The 23,670-nt window shown below is 39.7% G+C and carries 23 protein-coding genes and 2 tRNA genes; 6 read left to right on the forward strand and 19 right to left on the reverse strand.

Annotation, left to right across the window (positions count from 1 at the left end; translation table 11 throughout):
• Positions 1-5 precede the first annotated feature (5 nt).
• Positions 6-1,007, forward strand: a complete 1,002-nt coding sequence (gene ahr, locus PQO03_RS18465; RefSeq protein WP_274152433.1) for an NADPH-dependent aldehyde reductase Ahr — start codon at positions 6-8, stop codon at positions 1,005-1,007.
• Here ahr and PQO03_RS18470 read toward each other — a convergent pair.
• The 8 genes from PQO03_RS18470 to PQO03_RS18505 all read right to left on the reverse strand — a co-directional run bounded on the left by PQO03_RS18470 (position 1,004) and on the right by PQO03_RS18505 (position 5,639).
• The gene (locus tag PQO03_RS18470; protein ID WP_274152435.1) at positions 1,004-1,642 is read right to left on the reverse strand and encodes an HAD family hydrolase; all 639 of its coding nucleotides are present in this window, start codon (positions 1,640-1,642) and stop codon (positions 1,004-1,006) included. The genes ahr and PQO03_RS18470 overlap by 4 nt on opposite strands.
• The gene (locus PQO03_RS18475; protein ID WP_274152437.1) at positions 1,632-2,372 is read right to left on the reverse strand and encodes a pseudouridine synthase; all 741 of its coding nucleotides are present in this window, start codon (positions 2,370-2,372) and stop codon (positions 1,632-1,634) included. The genes PQO03_RS18470 and PQO03_RS18475 overlap by 11 nt, the downstream gene beginning before the upstream one ends.
• Positions 2,369-3,322, reverse strand: a complete 954-nt coding sequence (locus PQO03_RS18480; protein ID WP_274152439.1) for an alpha/beta hydrolase — start codon at positions 3,320-3,322, stop codon at positions 2,369-2,371. Before PQO03_RS18480 ends, PQO03_RS18475 begins: the two co-directional genes overlap by 4 nt.
• The gene (locus tag PQO03_RS18485; RefSeq protein WP_274152441.1) at positions 3,319-4,332 is read right to left on the reverse strand and encodes an endonuclease/exonuclease/phosphatase family protein; all 1,014 of its coding nucleotides are present in this window, start codon (positions 4,330-4,332) and stop codon (positions 3,319-3,321) included. The genes PQO03_RS18480 and PQO03_RS18485 overlap by 4 nt, the downstream gene beginning before the upstream one ends.
• 3 nt (positions 4,333-4,335) lie before the next feature.
• Positions 4,336-4,740 carry a ribosome silencing factor gene (rsfS, locus tag PQO03_RS18490; RefSeq protein ID WP_274152443.1) on the reverse strand — a complete coding sequence of 135 codons (405 nt, stop codon included), beginning with the start codon at positions 4,738-4,740 and terminating at the stop codon, positions 4,336-4,338.
• Positions 4,727-5,356, reverse strand: coding sequence for a nicotinate (nicotinamide) nucleotide adenylyltransferase (gene nadD / locus PQO03_RS18495; protein WP_274152445.1), 630 nt, complete (start codon positions 5,354-5,356; stop codon positions 4,727-4,729). Before nadD ends, rsfS begins: the two co-directional genes overlap by 14 nt.
• Before the next feature lie 121 nt (positions 5,357-5,477).
• Positions 5,478-5,551 (reverse strand) — tRNA-Arg (locus PQO03_RS18500).
• Positions 5,552-5,562: 11 nt separating this feature from the next.
• Positions 5,563-5,639 (reverse strand) — tRNA-Arg (locus PQO03_RS18505).
• Between the two features lie 166 nt (positions 5,640-5,805).
• Here PQO03_RS18505 and PQO03_RS18510 point away from each other — a divergent pair.
• From PQO03_RS18510 to miaB, 3 genes are read left to right on the forward strand one after another with little or no spacing between them, the layout of a single operon-like run.
• Positions 5,806-6,399: an OmpA family protein gene (locus PQO03_RS18510; protein WP_274152446.1), complete on the forward strand. Its 594-nt coding sequence runs from the start codon at positions 5,806-5,808 to the stop codon at positions 6,397-6,399.
• Positions 6,400-6,401: 2 nt separating this feature from the next.
• On the forward strand, positions 6,402-7,001 hold the full coding sequence (locus tag PQO03_RS18515) for an OmpA family protein (protein WP_274152448.1): 600 nt from the start codon (positions 6,402-6,404) through the stop codon (positions 6,999-7,001).
• A 26-nt stretch (positions 7,002-7,027) separates the two neighbouring features.
• Positions 7,028-8,380, forward strand: a complete 1,353-nt coding sequence (gene miaB, locus PQO03_RS18520) for a tRNA (N6-isopentenyl adenosine(37)-C2)-methylthiotransferase MiaB (RefSeq protein WP_274152450.1) — start codon at positions 7,028-7,030, stop codon at positions 8,378-8,380.
• Between the two features lie 43 nt (positions 8,381-8,423).
• Here the strand turns inward: miaB and PQO03_RS18525 are convergent, their stop codons facing one another.
• The 6 genes from PQO03_RS18525 to PQO03_RS18550 all read right to left on the reverse strand — a co-directional run bounded on the left by PQO03_RS18525 (position 8,424) and on the right by PQO03_RS18550 (position 15,490).
• Positions 8,424-8,921 (reverse strand): hypothetical protein, encoded by a 498-nt coding sequence (locus tag PQO03_RS18525; protein ID WP_274152452.1) that lies wholly within the window; start codon positions 8,919-8,921, stop codon positions 8,424-8,426.
• 31 nt (positions 8,922-8,952) lie between these two features.
• Entirely contained in the window at positions 8,953-9,555 is a 603-nt protein-coding gene (locus tag PQO03_RS18530) for a prepilin-type N-terminal cleavage/methylation domain-containing protein (protein WP_274152454.1), read from the reverse strand.
• 57 nt (positions 9,556-9,612) lie between these two features.
• Complete coding sequence (locus tag PQO03_RS18535; protein ID WP_274152455.1) at positions 9,613-10,215, reverse strand: prepilin-type N-terminal cleavage/methylation domain-containing protein; 603 nt, start codon at positions 10,213-10,215, stop codon at positions 9,613-9,615.
• An 89-nt stretch (positions 10,216-10,304) separates the two neighbouring features.
• Positions 10,305-13,364, reverse strand: coding sequence for a chondroitinase family polysaccharide lyase (locus PQO03_RS18540; protein WP_274152456.1), 3,060 nt, complete (start codon positions 13,362-13,364; stop codon positions 10,305-10,307).
• Between the two features lie 71 nt (positions 13,365-13,435).
• Positions 13,436-14,932 (reverse strand): sulfatase-like hydrolase/transferase, encoded by a 1,497-nt coding sequence (locus tag PQO03_RS18545; RefSeq protein WP_274152459.1) that lies wholly within the window; start codon positions 14,930-14,932, stop codon positions 13,436-13,438.
• 249 nt (positions 14,933-15,181) lie between these two features.
• Positions 15,182-15,490 (reverse strand): hypothetical protein, encoded by a 309-nt coding sequence (locus tag PQO03_RS18550; protein WP_274152460.1) that lies wholly within the window; start codon positions 15,488-15,490, stop codon positions 15,182-15,184.
• Between the two features lie 439 nt (positions 15,491-15,929).
• On the opposite strand from PQO03_RS18550, the gene PQO03_RS22205 reads away from it, so the two are divergent.
• Entirely contained in the window at positions 15,930-17,555 is a 1,626-nt protein-coding gene (locus tag PQO03_RS22205; RefSeq protein ID WP_274152461.1) for a DEAD/DEAH box helicase, read from the forward strand.
• 415 nt (positions 17,556-17,970) lie between these two features.
• On the opposite strand, the gene PQO03_RS18560 is transcribed toward PQO03_RS22205, so the two are convergent.
• From PQO03_RS18560 to PQO03_RS18575, 4 genes are all read right to left on the reverse strand, one after another.
• On the reverse strand, positions 17,971-18,822 hold the full coding sequence (locus PQO03_RS18560) for a metal ABC transporter permease (RefSeq protein WP_274152463.1): 852 nt from the start codon (positions 18,820-18,822) through the stop codon (positions 17,971-17,973).
• Positions 18,819-19,496 (reverse strand): metal ABC transporter ATP-binding protein, encoded by a 678-nt coding sequence (locus PQO03_RS18565; RefSeq protein WP_274152465.1) that lies wholly within the window; start codon positions 19,494-19,496, stop codon positions 18,819-18,821. The genes PQO03_RS18560 and PQO03_RS18565 overlap by 4 nt, the downstream gene beginning before the upstream one ends.
• A gap of 87 nt (positions 19,497-19,583) precedes the next feature.
• Positions 19,584-20,354, reverse strand: a complete 771-nt coding sequence (locus tag PQO03_RS18570; protein WP_274152467.1) for a metal ABC transporter substrate-binding protein — start codon at positions 20,352-20,354, stop codon at positions 19,584-19,586.
• Positions 20,355-20,673: 319 nt separating this feature from the next.
• Positions 20,674-21,321, reverse strand: a complete 648-nt coding sequence (locus PQO03_RS18575; protein WP_274152468.1) for an MOSC domain-containing protein — start codon at positions 21,319-21,321, stop codon at positions 20,674-20,676.
• Positions 21,322-21,493: 172 nt separating this feature from the next.
• On the opposite strand from PQO03_RS18575, the gene dinB reads away from it, so the two are divergent.
• A complete protein-coding gene (gene dinB, locus PQO03_RS18580) occupies positions 21,494-22,558 on the forward strand; it encodes a DNA polymerase IV (RefSeq protein WP_274152470.1) in 1,065 nt (354 codons plus the stop codon).
• 52 nt (positions 22,559-22,610) lie between these two features.
• On the opposite strand, the gene PQO03_RS18585 is transcribed toward dinB, so the two are convergent.
• Positions 22,611-23,597, reverse strand: coding sequence for a flavin reductase family protein (locus PQO03_RS18585; RefSeq protein WP_274152471.1), 987 nt, complete (start codon positions 23,595-23,597; stop codon positions 22,611-22,613).
• Positions 23,598-23,670 lie beyond the last annotated feature (73 nt).

Here is a 23,670-nt window from a genome sequence, read left to right on the forward strand (position 1 = left end):
ATCCTATGACAACAGCCTACGCAGCACAAATCCCCAGTGGCCCACTAAGTAAAATTTCATATTCCCCTGGCGAATTAGAAGCTGGTGAAATAGAAATAGACGTGAAATACTGTGGCCTTTGCCATAGTGACATCAGCATGATCAATAATGACTGGGCCATTAGTCAATACCCTCTAGTCCCAGGCCATGAAATTGTTGGCACGATCACTAAAATCGCCCCCTCAGTAACAAATTTAAAACTGGGACAGACTGTAGGCATTGGTTGGCATTCCGGCTTCTGTAACACATGCACTCATTGCATTGAAGGCGATCATAACTTATGCTCACAAGCACAAGGAACTATTGTCTCACATCACGGTGGCTTTGCTGACAAATTTCGAGCTCAAGCCACTAGCGTAATCCCCATTCCCGATGGTCTAGATCTTTCTACCGTCGGACCTCTATTCTGTGGTGGCATTACCGTTTTCAATCCACTCATTCAATTTGATATCCCTCCAACGGCAAAAGTTGCCGTTATAGGAATTGGTGGCCTTGGTCATCTAGCGCTACAGTTCCTAAATGCATGGGGCTGCGAAGTCACTGCCTTTACTTCTAGTGAAGATAAAAAACAAGAAGCTTTAAAGCTGGGTGCGCATCATACCCTAAACTCTAGAAGCTCCGATGAAATTGAAAAAGCCGCAGGCAGTTTCGATCTCATCATCTCTACCGTCAATGTAAAACTAGATTGGGAACTCTACATAAATACTTTAAAAGCCAAAGGAAGACTCCATTTTGTCGGAGCGACTCTCGAGCCCATAGAGATACAAGCCTTCTCCCTAATCATGGCACAAAGATCAATATCCGGCTCTCCTGTTGGCAGCCCTGCTACCATCGCTAAAATGCTAGATTTTGTCAAACTCCATAACATTCAAGCAAAAGTAGAACTTTTTCCAATGAGCGAAGTCAACGAAGCTATTGCTCACTTGGAATCAGGCAAAGCTCGCTACAGGATTGTACTCGAAAATTAAGACTGAAGTTTATCCTCTAAAGAGCTATAATCATCAAAGACAAAGGTGGGGATTACCCCATCTTTGTTACCCATTCCCGAAGTAAAAAACGCATTGTCAATTTTTGCATTTTGCGCTACTCGCAAATCTGTATGGTGATCCCCCACCATCAGTGCTTGAGCTGCTTCGATTTGATGAATTTCCAAACATTTGTAAACACCTCCGGGCTCAGGCTTATGACATCCCGCACCCTCTGGCCCCAATATTGGATTAAAGTATTGATCCAAATCTAATTCTTTCAAAATAATATCAGTCATCGCCTGGGGCTTATTAGTCAAAACAGCCATAGCTATACCCTTAGATTTCATTAGTTTTAAGAAATCTCTACAGCCCTCGTATAAATGACTAAAGACACAGATATTCTTTTTATAGAAATCAAGCATCAGCTTCAACGCTTCAACCGGATCTACATTTTCTCCTTGCAAAGAGCGCTCTACTAATTTTTGAGCGCCATCACCTACATAAGAAACTATTATTTCTAAGGGTAAAATCGGTAAGCCATAGGAGCGACGCATCTCATTCACTGCGGCAGCTAAATCTTTTCTCGTATCTACTAAAGTTCCATCTAAATCAAATATCAGAAGTTTATATTTCATCGCTATACTCTCGCTCAAGTTTTTTATACTGTTCATCCATACCTAAAACCTTATAAATATTTCTCAAATCCTTATCCGCTTCTAAGTAAATTTTAATTGGGTCATTCGTAATCGGATGCCTGAAACTCAAGAAAAAGCAGTGCAGCATCAAACGGCGGAGATTAAATTTTTCGCGAAAAAAACGATTCTGGTGTGAATCACCATCCGTACTATCTCCAATTATGGGATGTGCTAAGCCTCTCATGTGCCGACGAAGCTGATGAAAACGTCCCGTTACCGGCTCTAATTCAATTAAAGAATAGCGAACTGTCGGATATCCGTCCAATGCCTCGTCGAGCTCCACTGTCCCAAGTCCTCGATAACGACTCAAACAGTCCTGTATCGCACCATTGCTTTTCTTAATTAGCTGCCTATCAACTTCACCATTCGCTTCAAGCCAGCCTCTTACCAGTGCAATGTACTTTTTCTCAACTGTCTTCTCTGTAAATTGACGCTGTAATTCGCGGCACATTTCAGGGCTTTTTGCAAAGAGCACCGGCCCAGAAACTGGTCTATCTAAACGGTGAACGGCATAAACATATTGACCATCAAGTTTATTGCGCACCATACTCTGCAAAGTCCGCCTATCACGACACATTTCTGAACGGTGAACACTAAACTTTGCATTCTTCTGAGCTACCACCAAGTATTCATCTTCATATAAAAATTTTACGTGCTGAGGACCGCTCATGACCTCAAAAAGCCACCTATAAAATCATATACTTCTTCATAACATGGCGCTCTTAAAAGATCATGACATGCATGATCCTCTATACAAAGATGACTATTTTCATAATATCGACTAAAGCGTTTAATTTCTTTGGGATTAACAATACTATCACCCGACGACCACGCCAAACCAATCTTGATCTTACGGCTAAGCTCAGACATGTCTTTAGACCTTAACTCTAACATAAGCTCCTGAATTGCATTGAGATAAGACAAGGGGACTCGCTTAGCAATTAAAGGATCATTTTGGAAAATAAATTGCTCTCGACGCAACTCGCATACATTAGAAGTCACTTCATTACAAGGGATACTCAACTTCGCCTTACTCAAATATTTACCTAAAGATTTCATCCCAGGGAAATTCAAATAACGCAGTTCATGAAAAACCTGCAAAACACTATTAGCCATTAGCCGAACCGGCTTCATTACGCCTCTTCCTTTAGGAATATTCACTCGTAAAGCAGGACTAAGTAATAATAGTTTACTGATTCGCTTAGATATATATCGTTCCGCCAAAGCCAGGGCAAGTAAGCCACCCATACTAAAACCCACAATGATAATAGGCTTATCGGATTGAGCTTCAATTGCTTTAAGGTCACCCTCTAACTCCTGTAGATGACAAGCCATACTTACATTGGCACGACTGTACTGATACTCTTTTTCAAGTTCAGAGCCTTTATGAGTATGACGTAATAAATCCAAATCTTTTGAATCATTAAGATAAAAATTTTGAATATCCTTAAACGCACTGCTATTCAACGCTCGTTCACCATGACCAAGGTGCGTGGGCACATGTACCTGGCAATCATTCTTCTGTAAGAATTTAGCTAAATCATACATGCGCCCCTCATGCTCGCATAAACCATGCAAAAGTAGACACTCGTATTTGGCTGAAGGGTTTTCGAATTTCATTTCTTTTCCTTACTAGCTTTTCTAGGACCTTCGAAATGCTCCCAGCTTTGATACTGAGGGCGGATATTTTTTCGCGTAGCATTCTCAAAGAGCGCAAAGGATTCATTTGCCTCTTTCTCCACAGGAGTGAAAGCAAGTAATAATGGACGATGGTCCGAAGCAATAAACCAATGGGGAGAATGAGGGATACTCAAAAGATCATAATCTATTTCACCTAACATACTGTATGAACAAAAGAAGTAATCAATACGTGAATATTCATCACTCTTATCATAGTAATGAGTCCACGACGCATGGCTCTTGTCGTAGGGACGCAAATCATATAAACGCTTCTCGTATCTATATCTTCGATATTGAATTTCTTTTATTGGAGAACTATCAAAAGTATCGTTCATGTCACCCGCCACTACAATATTAGCTTGCGGATCATTTTTTAGTATGCTATCAACTAAATAATGCAACTGCCTAGCTTCATAGCGACGCATATCAGTTTGCCCTAAAGCAGTGGGTATCTTAGACTTTAAATGGGCGCCGATAAAATGAAGACGATAGTCATTTTGCCATTCAAAAACACAATAAGCAAAACCACGAGAGACAAACACATCTTTACCCTTGAGCTTAAATTTCACTCGTGTGCGATGATCTATTTTCTTAGGCGCAGATTTAGCTAGTATACATAGCCTACGCAAGGAATCAGGTCCCTTCACAATGGAGCTAAACGAGTAATTAACTTCCCTCGCAAGTAAATCCGCTAGTAACTCCTCTAGCGCTTCACCATGCCCCAGCTCCGATAATAAGACAATATCCGCATCAATTCCAGCAATAATATTTGCTGTCGCCTTACGTGAAACAGAGCTTTTTAACTGATATGAAGATTGTGAGGGATTATAATTATAGAGGTTGTAGGATAATACTTTAACAGGCTCAAGCTTTAACTTGATTTGCCCAGAAGCAACTACCTGGGTAAAAAAAATAAGTAAAAAGAGCAGTTTTAGATACCCCACTTTCATTAATTAGTGAGTATTACGACGCATTAATTCATCACGAAGAATCTGATTCTCAGGACACTCGTAAGGAAATTCATCTGACTTGCGTTTCCAAAATTCTTCAATATTATAATGACGACGAGCATCAGGGTGAAAAATATGTAAAATTACATTGCCATAATCCTGAACAACCCAATGGCTTTGCTCATCGGCATCAACCGTATTATAATCCATATCTTGATCTTTAAGCTCAAGGTGAATACGGTTGGCAATAGCTTTTAAATGCGGCTCAGAATTACCTGTACAAATCACATAATAATCCGTAATTGATGAAGTTTCTTTTACATCAATTGTTTTTATATCAACAGCTTTTGATTCTTCACAAAGCTCTGCAATAAGTTTTGCTTTAGCCTCAGAGTTAATTTGACTCACAATATAATCCTTTGTCTTTTACGTATTCCATAACTTCTGGAATCACTAAATTTTTATTGACATTCCCTTTTGCAATACCTTTTCGTATCTCAGAAGAAGAAATGTTATTTTGTGGACCATCATCGATTATTCCACTCATCAAGTTTTCTACTTGTCTACCGGCAAAATGCTCGATCAAGTTAAATTGAAACTGTTTTTTCACTCCTGGGCGACCATAAGTTATAATCGGATAATTCTTAATTATATCCGCATATTTGTACCATGTGTGAAAAATCGCTAAATTATCCATACCAATCACTAGCTTAAAGCGTCTTGAAGGCATCGCAGTTCTTAAAGCCGTCAAAGTATGTATTGTATAAGATTCACGATAATTATTTTCAATCTCGTAATCAGAGACTAAAAAACGATCTTCATCTTTTACCGCCAACTCGAGCATTGCCAAACGATCTGCTGATGGACTGATTTTCTTTTCGCTCTTATGAGGGGGACGAGCACTGGGAACAAACATCACTTCCTGAGCTAATTCACGCTCAAGAATATCGTAAGCTAAGGCTATATGGCCTTGATGAATTGGGTCAAAGGTGCCGCCCAATACTGCAGTTTCAATTATTTCCAATTTTCGATCCTATACTTTAGAACTTTTTATCAAACTAGTGCGCCAAGATTAAATTACAAAAATCAGCAGCTTGATTATTAAATAAAAAAAGGGCTTATCCTCTAAGGAATAAGCCCTCAAGTACACCCATCAAGATTCGAACTTGAGACCTCCTGGTTCGTAGCCAGGCGCTCTATCCAGCTGAGCTATGGGTGCATTTGCTTATTTGGTACACCCATCAAGATTCGAACTTGAGACCTCCTGGTTCGTAGCCAGGCGCTCTATCCAGCTGAGCTATGGGTGCTTATTAAGCGCTGTCAGTATAAAAAGATTTTGCCTTTTATCAAGACAGTTCATCAAAAAAAATGTACTTTTTTCAATTCAATCAAAAAACGCGGGAGATTTTTTGTCGAGTGCTCCTATATTCAGCCATCTTTATAATATATAACCTCATTCAAAAAAGGCTGTTCATGAAACTTTTCAAGTACCTCACTTTCTCCACTCTTCTTGCTCTACTCGCCAGCTGTGCAAACGACGATAATACCTACACTCGTAACAATACTCGTGAACCAGTAGCTACAATCCCAGGCGGATCAGGCCCTTTATATGGCGAAGGCGATGATACGAATGGTGGATTACCTGAAATAGAGGAAGGTGTATTTGTTGGAGAGGAAACAATTGGTGCTGTAATCAATGGCAATATTCACGGAACTCCAGTAGCTCACGATATTGAACCTGTATACTTTGCTTTTGACAGTGCGGCAGTGCGCAGTGCTGAAGATGAAAAAATCCAAGCCATTGCAGAATTTTTAACTGAGAACGAAACTTTCACTTTAGTTATTGGTGGTCACTGTGACGAACGTGGTAGTGATGAATACAATCGTTCACTCTCCGAAAAACGTGCACTCTCAGTTAAAGAATCATTATTTAGTATCTCACCTGATTTAGAAATTCGCATTGAAACTGTCGCTTATGGCGAAGAAAAACCTGCCGTCATTGGTGCAGACAGTCAGTCCTATGCAAAAAACCGTCGTGCTGAATTCGAAGTTTACGAAGCGAACTAAGCGTGAACTTTAAAACTTTACATCTCTGCGCTTTCGTGGCGGTCATAACTTTAATGACTGCCTGCCAATCCACAAATGGAGACGGCACTTCAGCTAATGCGTCTGCGATCACCGCAAATAACACCGCAGAAGACCCCGCAAGTAAAGTTTTTAAACCAGAGGATCATTCCCCTGAACTCAACCCATTAAAAGACATAAGCGACGGCCAATTCAACAAGGGCGCGAATAATCCCTTTGAAATCGAAGGTGAGCAAATCCACCACGATTTCTCTCCTGTTTATTTTGCTTTCAACTCCACCGCCATCGATAAAAGTAATTTGCGCCCTCTGAAAATTTTAGCCAAGTACATCGCTGACAACAAAAACTTTCATCTGATCATTCACGGACATACCGATGAAAAAGGCTCCGAACAGTACAATAGAATTTTAAGTGAAAAGCGCGCACTCGCCGTAAGAGAAGTCCTTTTATCATATTACGATATCACGACTAAAATCCATACCATTGGCATGGGAGAAGAACAACTCGCTACTCCTGGTGATTCGATCAAGGATCATGCCAATAATAGAAGAGCGCAATTCGAAATTATTGCCGTCTCAAAATAAGTAACCCCACAAGCTCAGCTCAAAAAATGTCAAAAGAAAAAGTTCTTATTAAAACTTACGGTTGTCAAATGAATGACCGTGATTCCGAAGCCGTAGAAATGGACCTCATCAAAAGTGGCTATGAGATTACCTCTGAAGAAAAAGAAGCGGATGTCATCATTTTAAATACTTGCTCGGTTCGCGATCAAGCAGAAAGAAAAGCTCTCGGTAAAGTAGGTAGTTTAAAAAAATTACTCCGCAAGCAACCCAACTTACAGATTGGCGTCATCGGCTGCATGGCTCAAAGTCGTGCCGATGACATCGTAGATAAACATGCCAATGTGAGCTTTGTCGCAGGCACTGACCAACTCCATAAAATCCCCAGCTTAATCGCCGCATCAAAAAAATCTGAAACTGCACTGATCGAAACGGGCCTCTCTAGAGATATCATGGAGCGCTTAGACAATCACCCCGAAGGGCAAACTAATGCGTCCATCGCCATCATGCGTGGCTGTAATGAGTATTGTACTTATTGCATTGTCCCTTTTACTCGAGGACAAGAAAAGAGTCGCTCCATCGGCTCTGTCATTGCCGAAGTCAAAGCACTCGCCGAAAAAGGTGTTCGCGAAGTCATGTACCTCGGCCAAAACATCACTGCCTATGGCCTCATTGAAGCTCGCCGTGATCGCACTTTTGACAAAGAAATCTCCCCTTTCGCAGAATTACTTCGCGAAACGGCAAAAATTGAGGGCATTAAGCGGATTCGCTTTACATCTCCTCATGCTCGTTATTTCAACGATGACTTAATTAACACTATTGCCGCAGAGCCAAAAATCTGTCGTGCTATTCACTTTCCTCTTCAATCTGGCTCCGATCGTTTACTCAAGGTTATGCGTCGTCGTCACACGGCCGCAGAATTTCTCTCTTGGATCAACAAAATGAAAGCACGCATTGAAGGCATCACCTTTTCTACTGATTTAATTGTCGGTTTCCCAGGTGAAACTGATGAAGATTTTCAGGCTACCCGTGATCTCTGTAATGAAGTAGATTTTGACCAACAGTTTATTTTCCGCTATTCAACCAGAAAAAATACTCCTGCTGCTCAGATGCCTAATCAATTAGGCGAGGAAATTAAGATTGAACGTAATCAGATCCTTTTACAAGACTTACAAGAACGTCTCATTGCAAAAAATGAAGCTCGTGTCGGCACTGTTGAAGAAATCATGGTCGAAGGTGTGAGCAAGCGAAATGATGAGAAATGGGCCGGACGAACCACCAATTATAAGATTGTTATTTTTGATCCTCAAGAAAACATCAAAGTCGGTGATATGATCAATATTAAAATCGAACGAGCCACACAGCATTCTTTATATGGGTCATACCTCAAGCACCAAGACTAAGCAAATGCTCTCAACTGCTTACTCAGTCTTGGTAATATTGAAACTAAATATCTAAGCCAGCTCTTATACACAGCTCTTGATCGATGATCTCGAGCTGCGCCGAGTATCCGGCTTGCTTTTCAGCAGGTAAATTCTGCAAAACTAAAGTACGGTATTCATCTAAAGAAATTAATAAATTTTTTCTTTCTTTAGTCACCTGTTCTACATCTTTCGAAATGATATAAAGTTGCCTAATCATAGCGTTAAGTTCTTTATAATAGAGCTGTTTCGTTTCTTCATTGCTACGGTCTTTCGTAAATTTCTCTCGTCGCTTCACATATTTTTCATGAATTTTTTCAAATTCACGATTAACTTGTTTGAGTGCCACTTCAAGTTTCACCCGATCGTAATAAAGTTCACCCTGGGCTTCACGAACAAATGAGCTCAAGTCAGCTGCTGATTTCTCAAATGATCCAGCTCTCCCTTTCGCCAGTTCATACTCATTCTTTTCCTGTGCAAAAATCACACCACAGGCAAACAGTAAACATATAAATGCTTTCATAATTCTTCCTTTTATTTTATTGATTTATTAACTAATAAGAAATTTTTGATTGGGAAAAAATGTACGAAAAGCCATGTATAGCTTTTAGCGTCACTCCCGATAGGCTCTCTACATGGCCATCAAAGAATAAGACGTTAGCCTTATCCTCATGAATTAAATAAGGCTGACTATAAAGATTTGTTTGACTTGGGTGCATACGAAAAACAGAATCATCATCGCTTGCGAAATACGCATCTGCTACTAACCAATCTACAGAGCTATAATCTGCCATATTCATTAAATAGGGATCGTTATTTTCATAACGTCCTCCATAGCTATTCCAGCCATTGTCACTCATCTCGCCTTCCATTTCAAGGCAACGGTAAAGCTCTAAGTTTCCGTAGCCTTCATCTAAAAGATTCTTGGACCAAGTTTTTATTGTAGGTAATGAAGATGTATTACTGGCATAGATATACCCATTTTTATCTTCTGCTGAAGTAAAAAACGCTAAGCCCACCTGCTTCTGTTGATTCAGGCAAACTGTCTGACGCCCTTTAGCGCGAGCCTTAGCCAGCGCAGGTAGAAGTAAACTGGCTAGGATGCCGATAATGGCAATTACGACCAACAATTCTATAAGTGTAAATTTTTTATTCATCAATGTACCTTTACTAAATCTATATCCTGTACAAAATTTATCAAAATTTTAATTGAGTCAAATCTCATCACCCGATTCACTAAATAGCGAACTAAAATTCATTCCTGCCTTCAGATAAACTCCTGACACTCCTGACACGTGTCCATCAAAAAAAAGTACATTCGCCTTATCTCCGTGAATAAGTTGTGGCCAAGCATAGCCCGTACTCGTCCCAGTTGTCATCCGGAACATGGCATCATTAGAACTCGCTTTATATGAATCAGCCAGAAGCCCATCCGAAGAATCATAATCCGTCAATTTCATTAAATAGGGTGCGCTATGTAAATAACGTGCGCCATAGGCATTCCAACCATTATCAGAAAGTTCCGCTTCATTTTTTGGACAACGAAAAACTTCAGCTGATACATAATCATTATTAACTAAAAAGTAGGCATAAGTACTACGAGTCGGTAGTGACGATGAACTCGATACATATATCTGGCCATCTTCATCAATGGCTGAACTATAAAAAGCCCCACCCACCTGCTTCTGGTTATTTACACAGACACTCTGACGGCTTTTATCCCTCGCCTTCCCCAATGTAGGCAGAAGTAAACTTGCCAAAATCCCAATAATCGCGATCACAACTAGTAACTCTATTAAGCTAAATCTCTTTTTCATTTTCATCACCTTATCTACTTTTTGCCAACGTTGGCATTTTTAATATTAAACAACCAAAACCATCGAAAGTCAAGTCTTTCTACTTACTTTTATTTAATTTCTTTTAAACTTAAAGATCTACTAAGACCAGACTTACATTCAATCTCCAATAGACTCACACCTCTATCATAGTTCACCACTAGCCCAGGCTCCTCACTCGCCCACTCACCTTTCAAGATCAAATTTATCTTTGATACTAAACTTCTGCCAGAAAGCCGTTTTTTGTCCTCAGCCAAGGCATCATTCACATCTGGATCGGCTACAGAAAGTGTGATACCTTCTTGCGACCTTTGCATCGTGATTAAACAGGGATTAGAAACTTTCTTAATTATTAGTTTTTCAAATTCAACTTTATCAAAAACCGCCATTGCTAAAGTTTTTGACTGAGTATCGTATATTGCATGCACCTTGCTATCTCTTCGTAATATTTTTGTCTTCACTCCATCCCGCAATATAGCGTCAGGCCAAACCTCATAAGCATAGCTTCCGCCACGGGGGTTTTTCCCATGATCAATAACGGCCGATGCAAACAAACCTTCCCCAAACTTCTCTTGCCCTAAACGACCACGGTGCATATCATCTCGCCTCATAGAATATTTATTATTGGGACTTCTTTGTTTTTTAATGCGTACATTCAGATCTGCCGCTTCTAGAAAATGGTATAGATTGCCCTTACCATCTTTAAGCCAATCGCCCTGTTTCACTTGAATATTTTGCTCTGGCACCTGAACGTCAGCACTTATTCCAAAACTATTTTCAAGCTTTACACTATCCTCTGAAGCATGCTGAAATAAAACTGTACTCGTGGGATAAACCTCTTCGCGACTGCGTACCTGACTCCCTAGACAAATCAGCCGATCTCCAAAGGCAAAGACAGATTTAAATGCTTTTAAACGCCCTTCTAAGCCCATACTATTTAGATACATAGCAAAAACACCATTATCATTCACTTTGAGTGAGCCCGCAAAAGAAGAGCCAGACATATACATCAGTGTTGAATCTTTTTTGGGCTCCAATTTTTCCGCGGGATATTCAATGACTGTAGCACCCGGTACCCGACACCAATCCCAACCCGCTTCAACATAGCCATCGGCCTCATTACCTTCTTTCATAATCTGGACACTGCCATTGGAATGATAGCGCCCATAGCGATTATCCTTAGTATATATCTCAGATGACCACACGTTTTTACTATAGCCTTTCACCGATGCCATCCAACTAGAACGGCGATGCACCATCAAGTCTGCATAAGGAAAAGCCCAGTTGCCACTTAAAACTTCCGCTTCTATCTTCTCCTCTTCAAAAACTTTTGCGAGCTCCGCATTCTCTACATTTCCCCAGAGACGTCTATACGCTGCGGCAAGTTCTTTATCCAAGCTCTCACGACCATCAGGAGTCCCTGCTAGAGCTAAACTTAAAAAGCTATTCTTCAGTCCGTTAATATTACCATGTAAAGGATGACGCCCAGAAAGCCCAATTCCCCAATCAAATTTTTGGGAGTATACTCTTGACGCAAGCAGGGCTCGACGGAAATTGCTGTGCCCCTCTGACCATATGCTAAAACTTGTTCCGTGAAATGCCTGAAAAAGTTTCCCCACACTGGTAAATGCACCTACACCATAAGCAGGATAATGCCCTCGGTGATGCCAGGAGGTACCGTCAATTTTAAAAACTCCACGCTCATCAGTATAAGATAACGTTTTTCCCAAATGATAACTAAATAGCTCTATATTCCTATAAGCTTTTGTTTGGTCGGGACAGATCGACAAGGCCATGAGTCGATGAATGGCTATTGTATTAAGATAATCAATATTCGCTTTAAATTGACTTTCGTCTGCATATACTTCTCCTGCATTCATAAACCAGCAAAGATCACGGTAAACCTCTCCCAATAAATGATGTGAAGCAATTAAATCTCGTGCTATATACATGGCCCTCACGTAATTGCGGAATTGATAACCCAAGTGATGCAGTGTCCCCTGTGAGCTTCCGCACTGAAATCCTTGGTCGCGAGTATACCTCAATCCCGCTATAAAAAGTTCTTCAAATAAGTATTTGTCATCATCATTTGCTGTCCGCCAAGACCTTGCCAACTCTAATTGATAAATCCAAAAAGCATCAAAATCCACCGCTTTTATTTGTAGATTTTTAGCTCTTTTATAATGAATAGTTTTATACTGAACTGCTAGCTTCAAAGGCAAGCTGGTAATGATACCCTGCTTATACATCAAACCTAAACTCTCTAAACTAGCCAATGCTTCTGCATAAGTGCGTTTCGACACTACATTAACTTCTTCATCTAAATTGGATTTCAATCTTGCAATACTTTGCTGATCAACTTCACTGACTTCATCAGCTACTGCTTGATCAATGAGTCCCATCAGCTTTAAATGAGGCATCCAATGATCGCTATTTATCTCTTGATCCTTTTTTACAAAAGGCGCTTGGAATGACTGATACTGATGACGATCATCAGCAAACTGCGAAAATACGATATCATCGAAATAAATTCGTCCACCATCACTGCCTTGAGGGGCTTTTATAATGCAAGTATCAATTTCAAATTCTTGACGTTTCTTACTTGGGCCCCCTCGCATGTCGTAAAAAGGAATCCATAGAGTTCGCCAACCCACAAAATTTAGGTTTAAATCGAAATCTGCTTGCTCACCTTCGGGACCAAAGAAAGTGAAATTCATTTTCTCATCTATCGCTTTTTCATTGTATAAGCTCATGATAAAAGTTGGACTCTGTGCTGACCCCTGCCCTACAACCTTACTTTCTTCTTTATTGAGCGCACGAATTCCATTCACTTCTAATTGAGCATTCTTTTTCCAATCCCATTGAAATGATCTTTCACCAAACTGGATTTTTCTTTTACTCGCAGAAATAGAGGAGTTCTCCGCTGTGAAGTAATAAAAATCATCATCACTCTCAAAAGAAAAGACACTGCGTTTATCCGCTTTCTTTTTCCAAGCTTGGTAAATCTTTGAATCTACATCTGTTTCATAGCCGACATCCTCAGTTCTTTGAGACTTAGAAGGCGCTTGGGTTTCTGTTCGACATGATGCGAATAATAAAATTACACAGATTGATAAATAAATGTTTTTCATTTTCATTCCTTTGTTTAAAATAAAGCTTTTGAAGCCAAGCACAAGAGACTAGACAATTCCGAAGTCTCTTTTTAATCTTTTTGGACTAAAGTTTTTTCCCAAGCTTTAAAACGGCGACGCATTTCGTTCACCTTCTCGGGGTAATCATTAATTAAATTGATTTTTTCTCCAGGATCTTTTTCTAAATCGTAGAGGAACTCACCTAATTCGAGCTCCACCATTTCTAGTTTTGCATCATCATTATTACTCACCGATTTATACTTCCAGTCACCCCGGAGCATCGCTTTCTCATGCCCACTATGCCAAAAAAAGTTACGCTCTTTATCATCTAATAACTGCAGAGCAACACCATCTAAAAAATCTTTTTTCTCTTCGCCTAAAAGCTCTACAATAGTAGGATATATATCTAAAAGACTTACTTTTTGATCAAGTCTTGTATTTCGAAAACCCTTAGCGTAAACAATAATCAAAGGAATCCGTATCCCTCCTTCGTATAAGGTATATTTACTCCCTCGTAAGGCTCCATTTGAGGCATAAATTGGCGTGGATCCACCATTGTCACTGGCGTAAATAATCATCGTTTTTTCTTTTATTTCCAAATCACTTAAGATATCTAAAATTTTGCCAATTTCACGATCCATATATTCGAGATGGCCTAGATAGTACTCACGACCCTGAGGATTATTGGGATAACGTCCTTTTTTATACCACTCCAGATAATCTTCTTTTTCGGGGTCCCAATCCTGTACACTATTAAGCTTATGCTTACTCAAATAGCTTTTCGGCAGCTGATGAGTAAAGTTGTGCACCGCATTAAACGATAAGTGCAGAAAAAATTTATCCTGCTTATGCTTTTTTATAAAAGTTCGAGCTTCTTTACCAAAAATCTCCGTCGCAAAACCTTTGACTTCAACTTTCTGCTTATTCCTCCAAAAACTCCCTTTCTTTAATGTCTCAAATTTTGCAAGGCTCGTGCCTCCTTTGACGGGATTGGCACTTGAGCGATTTGCTCGCTTTTGTCCTGCGATAAATTCGCTCTCTAATTCATCATCATGAGATAAATAATGCTTGCGCCCTCCGCAAAAGCCAAAAAATTCATCAAAACCGTGATTTAAAGGGAAATCCACAGAATGAGGATCACTACTTCCATAATGAACTTTTCCCACATAGCCCGTGGCGTAAGCTTGGCCCTGTAAAAATTCTGCCAAGCTTGCACTTGTTTTATGTTTCATTCCAGGGTTACTATACCAATAAGCTCCGAGTTTTGCTTGATGAATACCTGTCATCAATGCTGTTCTTGATACGTTACAAATAGGAGCGTTCGCATAAGCATGAGTGTAGTAAGTACCTTCATTGATGAGTCTGTCTATCGCGGGTGTTTCTACATCATCATGAATCCCCAAAACAGAAATATCAGCACAGCCGTGATCATCTGCTACCATGAGGATAATATTCGGATGTTCTAATGCACTTAAATAGAATCCGAACAGAGTACACAAAACAAGTATGTGCGACTTGATAGAAATTTGAATATGTACTCTGCTCAAATTCTGTAAAATATTTTTCATAAGTAAAACTCCATAAAATACCAACGTTGGCAAAAGATAGTGTTTATGATCAATAAATACAAATCCTTTTAATAAAAAACTTTATTTCGCCCTACCCAAATATTGGTATTTACACATATATATAAGGGGCTCTCTAAATATCCTAGAATGATGCTTCATCCCGATTATGTATAGTTACCTTCTTGCTCTGTTCTAGCACAATAAAAAAGCCTCGTAAAAACGAGGCCCTTTATATAGTTGTGAATAGAATTATTTTTTGTGTTGCTTTTTACTATTTCCTTTTACTTTATGTAGTTTTTTAGTGAGCTCATGGTACTCATCCCAAGAAATCGCATCCCACTTGCCTTCATCGGCTAACTTTGCCGCATTCTTCTTAATGGCCGCTAAACGATAATAAATTTTAGATGCCTCCGCATTGCCTTTATCTAAACTCACCTTAGCTTTTTGTTCATAGGCAGCTCCCGCCGCACGGAAATCATCCCCTGCCTTGCCTTTCTTATTTTCAGCCATTAATAAGGTGCTCATACTCATAATTAAAATCATCAATAATGTTTTCATCTTCATATCCTTTTTATTTTTTCTTTAGGTTCAAAGCCACCAAGAGCTCTTACTAACTTAATCTTAAGTATAAATGAAAATCTTGCATGAATAAAGAACTATTTTGTTTTTATTTTTAATTAACCGAATTTCTCTGCCAATTTCAAATGGCTACTTTATTGACAAAGCTATCACAAATCACTTTTTACCGAACAAATAAAAGATTCCCTCAAAGCTTAAAAAGCCTATTTAAACCATCAAAACACTAAAAAAACACTAGCCCTTCCTGTTTCCAGCTTGCTTTATCATTTTGTTAAAGTATTAGGAGGACTGCAAAATAAAACTGAGGCATACCGATAAGAGTCCAGCTTCGACTGGCGTAAGGTTTTATGATATAAGAAATAAGCACTTCTGTTTATTTGTTTTTTTGTCGGTGAGCCTAACATTACAGGTATCTATTATGGATAAATTCACCGCCCTGGGCCTCGAGCCCTGGATCATTAAATGTCTAGAAGCAAAAGGTTTCACAGAGCCATCTCCTATTCAAGAACAAGCTATTCCAGTACTACTAGCTCAGGATCACGACATCATTGGTCAAGCTCAAACTGGTACAGGTAAAACTGCTGCTTTTGGTCTTCCTATCGTTCAAAAAATCGAACCCGGACTCAATAAACCCCAAGCCCTCATTCTTTGCCCTACTCGCGAACTTGCACTTCAGGTTAACGAAGAAATTAAAAGTTACTGTAAAGGCCGTGGCATCACTACTGTTACACTTTATGGTGGCGCACCGATCATGGATCAACAACGCGCACTTAAAAAGGGTGTTGATTTAGTTGTTGCTACACCGGGCCGTTGCATACACTTTATAGAAAATGGCAAACTCGATCTTACTGGACTTCAATACCTAGTACTAGATGAAGCCGACGAAATGCTTAACATGGGCTTTGTTGAAGATGTTGAGAAAGTTCTCAAAGCATCTCCTGATGATCGCACTATCTTAATGTTCTCTGCTACAATGCCTCCTCGCTTAAAGAAAATTGCTGAATCTTACATGAAGAACAGCATCACTATTAAAGCTAAATCTGAAACTATGACGATGGAAACAATCGATCAGGTTGTTTACGAAGCTTATCCAGAGAATAAATTCAGCGCTCTTTGTCGCATTATGGATCTTGAGAAAGATTTCTATGGTATCATTTTCTGTCGTACAAAAGTAGAAGTAGAAAAAGTTGCTGCAGGTCTTAAGAACGATGGCTATTCCGCTGACTACATCCATGGTGATGTAGCCCAAGAAAGCCGTGAGCGCCTCTTAAAACGCTTCCGTAATCGTAACATATCTTTACTTATCGCTACTGATGTAGCTGCTCGTGGTATTGACGTAACTGATCTTTCACACATTGTCAATTACTCACTTCCTGAGCAATTCGAATCCTACGTCCACAGAATCGGCCGTACTGGTCGCGCAGGCAAAAAAGGAACAGCAATAACTCTCATCACGCCAAAAGAACGTAGCAAGATGAGCTTCATCGAAAAGAAGACCAATGCAAAGACTACACGTCTTAAACTTCCTTTTGGCGATGACATGATTAAGCTTAGAATCCAAAAGCTTAGCAAGGAACTCACTCACTTTCAAGAAAACAATGCTGAACTAGAATCTCTAGCACCAGTCAAAGACGTGGTAGCACAACTTCTCGAAGAAAACGCTCCAGCAGATATCATCACTGCCTTACTTTCTAAAATGTTCGGTAACAAACTTGATGCAGGTAATTACCCTGACATCAACTGCTCTGCAGCTAAAAAGAAAAATCGTGACTCACGTACTTTCAGTGGTAATACTAATTCTGGCGACACTAAATCACTTTTCTTTGCTATGGGTAAAAGAGATGGCATGATGTCCAAAAAGTCATCAGCTTCATTTGCGACAAGAGTAAAGTTTCACCTCGTGGAATTGATAACCTTAAAGTTTTTGATAAATTCTCTTTGTTCACAACTAACGAGAAAGATGCTGAACGCATCATCCGTTCTTGTAACCGCAAAGGCAAAAGTCCTGTTGTTCGTTTCGACCGTGACTAAGATCTCTATTTAGAGAATCAAAAGGCTGAATGATTTATCATTCAGCCTTTTTTATGGCTTCATATAAAGAACTACAACCATTCCAGTAAGCCTTCAAACAAGTGAGCATAGTTCCTCAACATGCGTAAAGTGCCTATATGTACTGTCGAATCTACTCGCACCGTCATACCCTTAAAACCTTAAGTCACTAGGCTCGCAAATCAACTTCAGCCTATATCCTGAATCCGCAAGCTGGCTTTAGAGTTATTCCATAGAGTTTTTATTCTCAGAACTTTATAACTTTTCACAGGAACGCCCGTAGGTCTTTTGAGAAAAGTTATAAGTCAATGAGGACCAAAGATCAAGATAATTAACTAAATGCGGCTCACGGATTCAGGTATATGGCAAAGAACTTAAGTAAGTCTTATTTCAGTTAACTCAGAAACGAACTAGGCTTTTGCCGTCTTCAGGAAAACGCTTGTAATGACGTAAACAAATACATAAAGCGCCGATGAAATCAAAACGATGCAAGGCCCAGTAGGAATATCCCAGCTAATACTACAAATAAAACCTAGGGTTACCGATACCAAACACAAAATCGATGCCCACACCATGCATTGCCATAAGCGCTTACTCAACAAAGCTGCTGTCACAGCAGGTAGAGTCATTAAGGCAATCACTAAAACGATACCTACAATAACAGTCATCGCTATTACTGACAATGAAATAATACTGAGTAATAGATAATAATAAAAAGCTGAATTCACACCTCGTAAGCGCGCATATTCCTCATCAAAACATACCATTTTTAGCTTGTTGTAAAACACCACCCCACAGAAAATCACCACGGCATTCACCCATAAGATCACAATTACATCTTGCTTGGTTACAAACATGATATCCCCAAAAAATATAGCCGTGGTAGATAAGGTCTGCACATTCTCTACCATGTGTAGTAATATCAAACCCAAGGCCATGCTCACGACCATTGTCGATGAAATAACTGAATCGCCTTTTTCTTCATTACGCAAAGTACAAAAACCAATAAATAAGGCCATCAATATCGTAAAAAATGCGCCTCCAATAAAGGGATGCATCAACCAGCCCGTTTTATCCTGAATAAAATAAGTAATACCTATACCCGCAATAGAACTGTGGCCGATAGCTGTCGCTACATAGGAAAGCTTACGAACATAAACGTAGGAACCCACAACCCCAAATGAAAAACTCCCCACTAGGCCTGCTAAAAAGGGCCAAAAGAGAAAGCCGCCCGGAAGCAATTCTTTAAATAATTCCATCATTGACCCGTACCCCGGTAATAGCTCATCAGCTTATCTTCATGGATATCCGCGGCTGATAAATCTTGTAGGTTTCGATTCACTACAAAGGCACGGTTAATATCACCCGTGATAAAAGAAATATCATGTGATACAGTTAGAACAGTCGCCTGCCCCTTAAGCTTACTAATCAGCTCACGAAAATCTTCTGCCGAGCCCGGATCTACATTTGCAGTCGGTTCATCAAGCAATAATAACGCAGGATGAGATGCGATTGCTCGAGCAATCAATACGCGCTGACGTTGACCTCCCGAGAGACTATTAAATTGCTGCTTGCCCAAATCCCCTATACGCATAAACTCCATGGCCTCTTGAGCCTGATCATGGCAAGCTTTTTTATGACGGCTAAAAATCGAGTGTAAGTGACAGCCCATTAAAACGACTTCTTTCACTGTAATCGGAAAATTGCCATTGAGCTTCACGTGCTGTGGTACGTAACCAATTTGATCACAAGTATGATGGGCGGCAGTACCAAAAATTTTAACCGTTCCAGAGCCAGGGCGCAAAAAGCCTAATAATAACTTGAGCAGAGTCGTCTTGCCTCCACCGTTCGGACCAATGACGCAAATATTCTCTCCGTGTTTAACCTCTAAATTGATATCTTGAAGAATATTTTTATCTCCATAAGAAAAAAACATATCCTTAATCTCTATTACGGGGCCTTTAAGATCATGGCAGTGATGATGGTGATTTTCGTGATTGTGATCTTGGCAAGAATGCATAAGCTAGAGAGACTCGATCGCTAACTTGAGAAGTGCGAGAGGATCTTTTTGCAAAGGATTAATTTTAATGATTTTCGCTCCTGTTCTCGAAGCAATCATCTTGGCTGGACGATCATTAAATTGCTCTTGCATGAAAATAACTTTAACTTTATCTTTTTTGGCTTTATTAATGATGCTTAAGAGTTCTCTAGGAGTTGGGGTTTTCTGATTGACCTGAATATAAACTTCTTGTAAATCGTGCTCTTTGGCAAGATAATAAAAGACACCATGGTAAGAATAAAACATGGGTTGTGTGATTTTTTTGCGCTTCTCTTTGATTAATTTCTCACATTCGTCTAAGCGTTTTAAATAAGCGGTCAAATTCTTTTCTACATCGACCCTAGTTGCACTCTTTTTACTAATTATGGCTTTGGCCACTGACTTTGCCGCCGATCTTAAAAAATATATATCGAGCCATAGATGCTCATTTTCAATATTGATATTGACCGCTAAATTTAGTGTCTCTTCCCGTAGTTTTATCAATTTGTGCTCAAAGTCCATTGAGCCCACGACCAATAAAAGATCCGCTTGACGAACTTGAGAAATTTGTCCGGGACTAACACTAAAGCTATGAGGATCAAGAGTCTCGCTCATTAAACTATTTACGGTCACCCATTTACCACCGATACTTTTCGCCAAGCTCTGCAATGGAGGAATGGACACTTCTATAGTCACTTTATTAAGTCCGAATACTTGAAAACTTAGAAGGGTAATTATACAAAATAGATACTTCATTATATTCCTTACTGATAATTAATTATCAGTAACCTAAAAGCTTTAGAATAAAAAGCAATAATGATAATCCATTTTCATTAAAGAATACTTAGATGCAAACTTCACATCCTAGCTAAGTTTGAAGTTTATCTCCTCACTGTGACAAATCTTAAGCTTTTGCTTCGTATTAAATCTATAGGGCGGAATAAAACACTAGAGAGGGACACATGTTTGCAACATTACTTACAATACAAATCTTAGCTTTTCTCTTCATTATTGGAGATTTAGTCAAAGGACTAAAATAAGTTAAGAAAATCATGGCTATGCGAAATACGCAAAGCTAGCTCCTTAAGCGCGAAACAAAGCCATCTTTCCAATTTGCTGAGAGAGGCGCATATTTACTTAAATCATCTAAAGCTTTACGATTATTTTTATCTTTGTATTTTATTTGATTACAGAAATCTACCGAGTACTGACCTCGCTCAACAAGTTCGAGTTCTTGCCCCGCCTCCACATACCCACAGTTTAGAACTCGGAAATAAAAACCTGTATAAGCACTCACTTCTACTCGTTTAGTCAGATCCTTAATTTTCCACCTTCGCGACAATTTCCAACAGGGCTGGCGAGGCTGAGAGATCTGAACTAAAGCATCTTTGCCTATTCTATAGATATCGCCCACGCACACTTCTTTCTCTACTCCTCCAGAAAGAGTCAAATTCTCACCAAAAGCTCCACCTTCAAATTCCCCTAAATGCTGACGCCAATAATTATCATGCTCTGCCGAATATACGCACACAGCTTTATCACTCCCCCCATGATTGCGACGATCCGCCTGTCCATCATCACTAAAACCTTCATAGCCCAACCACACAGCCCCCTCAACCTTCACTTTGTAAAAGCCCGTCGTCCATTCCTTATCCCACCACTCACCACTACCTGTACTCGCAATAGTTTTAATCTCACTTACTTGCAAACTTTTAATTTTCATTGAACACACCTCTGTATCTCAAGCTAATCCCCTGCTACACACTTCTTTTAGTTTATTGACGGAAATATTTCTTAGTGAATTAAAGTAGTAATAATAAGTGAAATTCCGACTCAAGCATTTTCTTTTTCTAAAAAAATAGGCATTTTCTTATTAACATGAAATGGCACTAAAGATGAAAGAAAATATAAGAAAAATTATTCACGTTGACATGGACTGCTTTTTTGCTGCCGTTGAAATCAGAGACCGCCCAGATCTAATAGGCAAAGCCGTTGCCGTCGGCGGCTCCTCTAAACGACGCGGGGTCATTGCCACCGCAAATTACGAAGCTCGCGTCTTTGGAGTTCATTCCGCACTCTCCACCGTCATGGCACTCAAGCGTTGCCCCGATCTTGTTATTATCTCAGGAAATATGGCTAAATATAAGGACGTCAGTACTGAGGTTTTCAAAATCTTTAAAAAGTACACACAGATCATTGAAGCCATCTCACTCGACGAAGCTTTTCTTGATGTCAGTGACTGCCCACTCCATCACGGCAGTGGCACACTCATTGCTCAAGCGATCAAAGATGACATTTATTCTACGACTGGGCTTAAAGCCTCCGCAGGAGTGGCGCCCAATAAATTCCTAGCAAAAATCGCATCCGACTGGATGAAACCCGATGGCCTCTACACCATCCCCCCTCAAAACATCGAAAAGTTTGTTAAACAGCTACCGGTAAAAAAGATCTGGGGCGTCGGCAAAGAAACCCTTCGGGAACTCAGTAAATTCGCCTTAGTAACCTGTTCGGACCTACAAGAAATCTCACCTCAGAATCTTGAAAAAGTTCTAGGAACAAATCGAGCTCAGGAACTCATTGATCTCGCCCACGGAATTGATGAACGCCCCGTTAAGGCCAATCGCGAACGGAAATCTTATACCAGAGAAAGAACTTTCGATCACGACCTCAGTCATCATGAGTGCGCTGACGCCCTAAAAAATATTTTTAAAGAGTGCCAATCAAAGCTCAAAATATATTTACAGGCCAAACCTCAGTACAAAATCAAAACATCTGTGGTAAAAGTCAAATTTGCAGACTTCACTTCCACCACCGTAGAGTGCGCTGATTTAGATTTTGATTGGCAGAAAATCGAGCTATTACTCAACAAAGCTTTAGAACGCAATCAACTGCGCGTCAGACTTTTAGGCTGCGGAGTCAAATTCACTAAAAATGATTTAAGCCAACCCGAATTATTTTAATAATAAACATCTCAAGTCAGACACTAAGCTCGATTCGGCATCCTCACATAAACTAATTATGTTTATCTACAACCACATCCGTAATTGGAAATGAAGCACAAGCCAAACGGCGCCCCTCAGCTAAATCTTCTTCACTAAAGAAATCTTCATTGAGGTGACGAACTTCTCCTTCTTTAAGCTGCACCTCACAAGATCCACAAATACCTGATTTACATGAATGACGAACTCGTACTTTTTTACTATGTAAAAAATCGAGTAAGCTCTGCTCTTTATTATACTCATAATCCACACCCTTGTAATTCACCGTAAGCTTACCAGAGAAACCCGAATTCACGGGCGCCGCAATCATGAATAACTCTTTATGGAAATTGCTTTTGGAACCTTTGTTAGCCAAGAACATATCTTCTAAGTCTTTCATCATTTCATCGGGTCCGCAGGTATAAATTTCTGCACGTTTAAAAATTACACCTGTTTTTTCTAGTAATTCCTTTGTCACACGGCCACGTTCACCTTCCCATGCAGAACCTACATCACCACTTATTATGGGAACATATATCAAATTTGGATGCTCAGAAGCGAGTGCCAATAGTTCTTGATGAAAGACTAGATCTTCTTCGTGCCGCGAAGCATAAAAGAAAAAGAGTTTACGCGTATCATTTATTCCCAAGGCGTATTTCACCATAGATAAAACCGGCGTCACGCCTATCCCAGCAGCCACAAATACACTCGTCAAAGCTGCCTGCTGAAGTGTAAATTTGCCTTCTGGTTCATCACAAATCAGTTCATCACCTTCCTTTACTTGCGTGTGCATCCAAGTTGAGCCCGAACCACCTTCAATTAATTTCACACTAATCTCATAAGTTCCAGGATTTGTCGGTGAGCTACTTAAGGAGTAAGGGCGTAATACATCTCCATCTTTCCCCGTATGGACTGTTAGATACTGGCCTGCAAAATATTTTTGATAGCTATCCAGTGGATCCAAACAAAAAGTTTTAATGCTTGAACTATGTTCAATGATTTTACTAACTTTTAAACGCATCTTTATCCTCATATAATAAAATTCTTAATATCATCTTTAGAAAATCCTCCTTTTTGCCATCTTTTCAAATCAA

The organism is Lentisphaera profundi, from assembly GCF_028728065.1.
Lineage (GTDB): Bacteria > Verrucomicrobiota > Lentisphaeria > Lentisphaerales > Lentisphaeraceae > Lentisphaera > Lentisphaera profundi.